At 44.7% G+C, this 6,016-nt stretch carries 7 protein-coding genes; 6 read left to right on the forward strand and 1 reads right to left on the reverse strand.

Annotation, left to right across the window (positions count from 1 at the left end; all coding sequences use genetic code 11):
* Positions 1 to 41 precede the first annotated feature (41 nt).
* The 6 genes from PCY11_RS09390 to folK all read left to right on the forward strand — a co-directional run bounded on the left by PCY11_RS09390 (position 42) and on the right by folK (position 5,851).
* Positions 42 to 1,235, forward strand: a complete 1,194-nt coding sequence (locus tag PCY11_RS09390) for an acetate kinase (RefSeq protein ID WP_023919646.1) — start codon at positions 42 to 44, stop codon at positions 1,233 to 1,235.
* Positions 1,236 to 1,307: 72 nt separating this feature from the next.
* Positions 1,308 to 2,039 (forward strand): CPBP family intramembrane glutamic endopeptidase, encoded by a 732-nt coding sequence (locus PCY11_RS09395; protein WP_045759001.1) that lies wholly within the window; start codon positions 1,308 to 1,310, stop codon positions 2,037 to 2,039.
* A 152-nt stretch (positions 2,040 to 2,191) separates the two neighbouring features.
* On the forward strand, positions 2,192 to 3,142 hold the full coding sequence (folP, locus tag PCY11_RS09400) for a dihydropteroate synthase (RefSeq protein WP_301362719.1): 951 nt from the start codon (positions 2,192 to 2,194) through the stop codon (positions 3,140 to 3,142).
* Complete coding sequence (locus PCY11_RS09405) at positions 3,143 to 4,453, forward strand: folylpolyglutamate synthase/dihydrofolate synthase family protein (RefSeq protein WP_301362720.1); 1,311 nt, start codon at positions 3,143 to 3,145, stop codon at positions 4,451 to 4,453. It abuts the gene before it with no gap.
* A gap of 8 nt (positions 4,454 to 4,461) precedes the next feature.
* Positions 4,462 to 5,016 (forward strand): GTP cyclohydrolase I FolE, encoded by a 555-nt coding sequence (gene folE / locus PCY11_RS09410; RefSeq protein ID WP_003019101.1) that lies wholly within the window; start codon positions 4,462 to 4,464, stop codon positions 5,014 to 5,016.
* 25 nt (positions 5,017 to 5,041) lie between these two features.
* Positions 5,042 to 5,851 (forward strand): 2-amino-4-hydroxy-6-hydroxymethyldihydropteridine diphosphokinase, encoded by an 810-nt coding sequence (gene folK, locus PCY11_RS09415; RefSeq protein WP_070845880.1) that lies wholly within the window; start codon positions 5,042 to 5,044, stop codon positions 5,849 to 5,851.
* A 69-nt stretch (positions 5,852 to 5,920) separates the two neighbouring features.
* On the opposite strand, the gene PCY11_RS09420 is transcribed toward folK, so the two are convergent.
* A partial coding sequence (locus tag PCY11_RS09420; protein ID WP_301362722.1) for an IS3 family transposase occupies positions 5,921 to 6,016 on the reverse strand: 96 nt, incomplete at its 5' end.

The raw sequence follows: 6,016 nt of genomic DNA on the forward strand, positions 1-6,016 counted from the left end.
GATATAATAGAGGAAGTGAAAACGCTTAATGAGGTGAATATATGTCGAAAACAATTTCTATTAATGCAGGAAGCTCTAGTTTGAAATGGCAATTGTACCAAATGCCAGAGGAAACTGTTCTTGCAAAAGGGTTGATTGAACGGATCGGTTTGAAAGATTCTATTTCAACTGTTAAATTTGATGGACGCTCTGAAAAACAAGTATTAGATATCCAGGACCATACACAAGCTGTAAAAATTTTGTTGGATGATTTGATTCGTTTTGATATTATCAAATCCTACGATGAGATTACAGGTGTGGGCCACCGCGTCGTTGCTGGTGGAGAATACTTTAAGGATTCTGCCTTGGTAGATGACGAAGTCCTTCGAAAAGTAGAAGAATTGTCTTTGTTAGCACCTCTTCATAATCCTGCAAATGCAGCTGGAATTCGCGCCTTTAGAGAGATTTGTCCAAATATTACCAGTGTTGTGGTATTTGATACTTCTTTCCATACAACCATGCCGGAAAAAGCTTATCGTTACCCTCTTCCAACCAAATATTACACAGAAAATAAGGTCCGTAAGTACGGTGCTCATGGAACCAGTCATCAGTATGTAGCGGGTGAAGCTGCTAAACTTCTTGGAAAACCATTAGAAGAATTGAAATTGATCACCTGCCACGTTGGAAATGGTGTATCTGTTACAGCGGTTGACAAGGGAATCTCTGTCGATACCTCAATGGGCTTCACCCCTCTAGGTGGAGTCATGATGGGAACCCGTACAGGGGATCTCGATCCAGCGATTATTCCTTACTTGATGGAACATACAGAGGATTTCAATAAACCTGAAGATATCAGCCGTATCCTCAATCGTGAATCAGGTCTTCTGGGTGTTTCTGGATCTTCTAGTGACATGCGGGATATCCATACAGCGATGCACAATGGAGACGAAAAAGCTAAATTGGCTTACGATATCTTTATCGATCGTTTGCAAAAATACATCGGTCAATACTTAGCAGTCTTGAATGGTGCAGATGCCATCATCTTTACAGCAGGAATCGGTGAAAATGCAGTAAATGTTCGTTCTTCTATTATCAATGGAATCAGCTGGTTTGGCTGCAAGGTCGACCCTGAAAAGAACGTCTTTGGAGTTGTCGGAGATATTTCTACAGATGATTCCCGTGTGAAGGTATTGGTGATTCCAACGGATGAAGAGTTGGTGATTGCGCGTGACGTTGAACGTTTCAAAAATCAGTAAACTGTAATAAAGAGAGAAGGCTGGAGGCGAAAGCCCCAGTCTTCTTATTTTATACAAGAAAGAGGTTGTCCATTGAAAAATATACAGTCATTTGTTCGAAAGCACCCATTATGTAAGAATGCCCTCTGGCTCCTTCTTTTTGTGCCCTTATTCTTTCTCTCACAATTCCCCCTCATCACCATGGTTTATTCCCTTCAAGAAGGAATGGATGCAAGGTGGGTCACTATCCTCACTCTCTTGGTGACAGTGGCGGTGCTATTTATTTTTTATATAGTCATCAAAAAGAGCCCTCTGGAGAACTTAGATGCTCGGGTTATAACCTGGCCGTCTTTGGGGAGAAATTTTCTTTTTCTTCTCTTGTTGATGGCTAATAACCTGCTCGCCTATCCCTTGTTGAAACAAGAGGCAGGTGGTACGACGGCAAACCAAGCGGCTCTGAATGAACTGCAATCTCATGCTCCTTTTCTTGCTATGGGCATGGTCGTGATCCTTGTTGCTCCGATTCTAGAAGAGCTGCTTTGTCGGGCCATCATCCCTCGTTTGATCTTTCGAGGGGCAGAACCAATCGGTTATCTAGCCGGTGCTCTCTTTTTTACGTACTTGCATGGACCGAGTACCCTAGGGGAGTGGGTAGCTTACGGAGGCATGTCCTTGATCTTAACTTGGGTGGCTTATCGCTATAAGCGGATCGAGTATAGCATTTGCCTTCATATGACCTTGAATGCGCTAGCTTATTATTATCCGGTGGTCATACTCCTTTGTTTATTGCCAGTATGGAGAGTTTTCTTCCATGATAAATTATGATAAAATGGTAGGTACCAATGAGTTTTGATGCAGAACCATCCTACAGAAGGTCAGAAATCCGTATGGAGAGTAGACTCAGAGGTTTAGAACACTTGTTCTAGCCTCTTTTGTTCGCAATCATGCTGTAGGAAGGGAATCAAAGGAGAACGAAAATGATTGATAATAAATGGCTGAGTGGCCAAGGGACCCTTCTTTGTGGGATCTTAAATGTCACTCCGGATTCATTTTCTGATGGCGGTAAGTATACGAGTGTGGATGCAGCCGTGCAGCAGGCGAGAAAACTGATCCAAGAAGGAGCTCAGATCCTCGATATCGGAGGAGAATCAACCAGACCAGGAAGTCATTATGTGGAAATCCAAGAAGAAATTGACCGCGTGGTTCCAGTGATCGAAGCCATTCGGAAAGAAAGTGATGTCTTGATTTCAGTGGATACCTGGAAGTCCCAGGTGGCGGCGGCGGCGCTCGAAGCTGGGGCTGATATTGTCAACGATATTACTGGTTTTCTTGGAGATCCTAAGATGGCTGCTGTGGTTGCGGAGCATGAAGCGAGCGCGGTTCTCATGTTTAATCCAGTGATGGCAAGACCGCATCATCCAAGTTCCACTATCTTTCCAAGTTTTGGTTTTGAACCAGTCTTTTCAGAGCAAGAACTTCAACAGATGGCTCAAGAACCGATTCAAGACGTGATGTGGACCTTCTTTGACCGCTCGCTTGCGGTAGCGAAAGCAGCTGGTGTCCAGATGGATCGTATTATGCTGGATCCTGGGATCGGATTTGGTTTGACCAAGCGAGAGAACTTACTCTTATTACAAGAACTCGGGACGATTCACCAAAAGGGCTATCCGATCTTTCTAGGGGTCTCCCGCAAACGTTTTGTGGTCAATATTATTGAGGAAGCTGGATTTGAAACAGATCCTGCAACGGAGACTGGTTTTTGGAATCGGGACCTGGCTTCGAGCCATTTGACCAGTATTGCAGCCAGTCAAGGAGTCGAAGTGGTGCGGGTGCATGATATTCCCCTTCACAAGATGGCAGCCAGTCTAGGCCAAGCTATTTTCCAAGCCCAAGAGGCAGCAGATACCAATTTAAAACAATACAAGTAAATGAAGACAAAAGAACATCAGTTGGATCTTCGTTGGCTAGAAGCCTATCGTTCCCAAGATCCACATTTCGGCTTGGAGCGCATGGAAGCTCTCTTGGCTTTGAGAGGAAATCCTCACCTAGACTGTCGGGTCATCCATATTGCGGGGACCAATGGCAAAGGATCTACCATTGCTACCTTGTCTCAACTCTTGAGGCAGGCAGGTTTACGGGTTGGAGTCTTTACCTCTCCTTATCTGATCCATTACAATGACCAAATCACCATTAATGGCGAAGCCATTTCGAATCAAGACCTGCAAACCTACCTGGATAGTTACCAGCAACTCCTGGAAGCTGAACAATCAAGGGCTATCTTTCAAGGTTTGACGGAATTTGAAGTGATGACGGCCATCGCCTATGATTATTTTGCTCACGAGGAGCTGGATTATGTGATCATGGAAGTCGGTATGGGGGGACGACTAGACAGTACCAATGTCTGTCAGCCTGTTCTGACTGCGATCACTTCGATTGGCTTGGATCATGTCGCCCTTCTTGGGCCAGATCTGGCTTCCATCGCCCGTGAAAAGGCAGGCATCATTAAGCCAGGAATTCCTCTGGTTCTAGGGAAATTAGAAGCAGAAGCCAGCCAAGTCATTGAAGGCATTGCGATTCAGAAGCAGGCACCGATAACAGCCTATGACAGAGATTACCAAGTTGAGCTAGAGGCCTCTTGTCTATCGGGCCAATCCTTTTCTTATCACAGTTCCAAAAGAGAAACAGCCTCCTATCAAGTAGCGCTCTTGGGTCATCACCAGGCCAGAAATGCAGCTCTTGCGATCAGTATCTGTGATGTACTTTTTGAAAGAGAAGGGCGTGAACTCTTGTCAAGAGAGTTAGTGGATGAGGCCTTGCATCAAGTCGTCTGGCCTGGCCGGATGGAAGTGATCTCTCAAAAACCCATGATCTTGCTGGACGGGGCCCATAACCCCCATGCCGTTGCGCCTTTGATCGCAAGTCTTCGGGAACTGTTTCCAAGTCAAAAAAAGACCATTCTTTTTACCTGCATCCGGACCAAAGCCTTAGAAGAGATGCTCATTCAGTGGCAGGAACTGGAAAATAGTCGCTTGATCCTCACGACTTTTGAAGATCCAAGAGCCTATTCTCAAGAAGAGATGACAGCTGCTGCGAACCACCACCAGCTGGAGGAAGTCAACTGGCGAGAATTTCTACAAAACTGGCAAGCTGGAGATGATGAGCTCCTCATTGTAACAGGATCGCTCTATTTCCTTAGCCAGGTACGACCTTATTTATTAAAAACAGAAAAATCCAACTAGGAGATGATATGGATACAAAGAAAATTGAAGAAGCAGTGAAAATGATCATCGAGGCAGTCGGTGAAGATGAGAACCGTGAGGGACTTCAGGAAACGCCGACCCGCATTGCAAAGATGTACCAAGAAATCTTTGCAGGACTGGGGCAGACAGCAGAAGAGCACCTGTCTAAATCATTTGAAATCATTGATAACAATATGGTGGTCGAGAAGGATATTTTCTTCCATTCCATGTGTGAGCATCACTTTTTGCCATTTTATGGAAAAGTGCACATTGCCTACATTCCAAATGGCCGTGTTGCTGGGCTTTCAAAACTGGCTCGTACGGTCGAAGTTTACGCTAAAAAACCACAGATTCAGGAACGTTTGACGGTAGAAATCGCAGATGCCTTGATGGAATATCTTGGAGCACAAGGAGCACTTGTCTGGGTAGAAGCAGAGCATATGTGTATGAACATGCGTGGTGTCCGTAAACCTGGGACCGCTACAGTGACAACTGCTGCGCGTGGACTGCTTGCGACAGATAAAGACTTAAAAAATGAAGCCTATAAACTCATGGGCCACTAATGGCTGGCTATAAGAGGTGAAGAGAGTGGATCAATTACGGATCAAGGACTTAGAGGTATACGCCTATCACGGTGTTTTTCCAGCAGAAAAAGAATTAGGACAACGCTTTGTCCTAGACCTATGGGTAGATTATGAGATGACTCGTGCTGCCCGTACAGGTGATTTGGAAGCTTCGATCCATTACGGGATCTTGGCGGAACAGTTGACCGAGTGGATGCAGGCAGAAAAGATCGATCTGATTGAAACGGTGGCCTTTCAATTGGTTCAAAAGATTTTCGAAAGCTATTCCTTTGTAGAAAAAGTTCGTCTGGAGTTGAAAAAACCTTGGGCTCCTGTTCCCTTGCCACTAGAGACTTGTTCGGTGACAATCGAACGGGAGAAAAAACGGGTCTTTATTGGGCTTGGCACCAATATGGGAGATAAACAACTGCAACTAGAGACGGCGCTAGAAAAACTCAAGGATCGAGGCATTCATCTTCTTCAGACATCCACAAGGATTGAAACAGAACCTTGGGGAGGAGTGGAGCAGGACACCTTTTTGAATCAGGTGGCAGAAGTTGAAACCTGGATGACCCCAGAGGATTTATTAGAGACCTTACTTGCCATTGAGCAGGAAATGGGACGTGTTCGTGAGGTCAAGTGGGGGCCACGTGTGATCGATCTAGATCTGCTCTATATGGGGGACACCATTTGTTACAGTCCAAACTTGATCTTGCCACATCCTTATGTGGCAGAACGTGCCTTTGTCCTAGAATCTTTGAATGAAATTGCTCCTCATTTTGTGGACCCTGTTCAAAGAAAGCCTATTCGCCAATTATGGGATGCCGTCAAATAGTCTCTCTTCTTTGCATCATAAAAAAAACAATCCCTATTTGTACTGACCCCAAAAAGTTAGACAAATAATTTAAGTTAAGGATTTAGTCCTGTATTGCACAGGACTAAGTCCTTTTAGTTTTACCTTAATTCGTTTGTTGTTGTAATAGTCAATATAGTTTACAAT

This window comes from Streptococcus sp. SP8 (genome assembly GCF_030440045.1).
In the GTDB taxonomy this organism is placed as follows: Bacteria; Bacillota; Bacilli; order Lactobacillales; family Streptococcaceae; genus Streptococcus; species Streptococcus parasanguinis_I.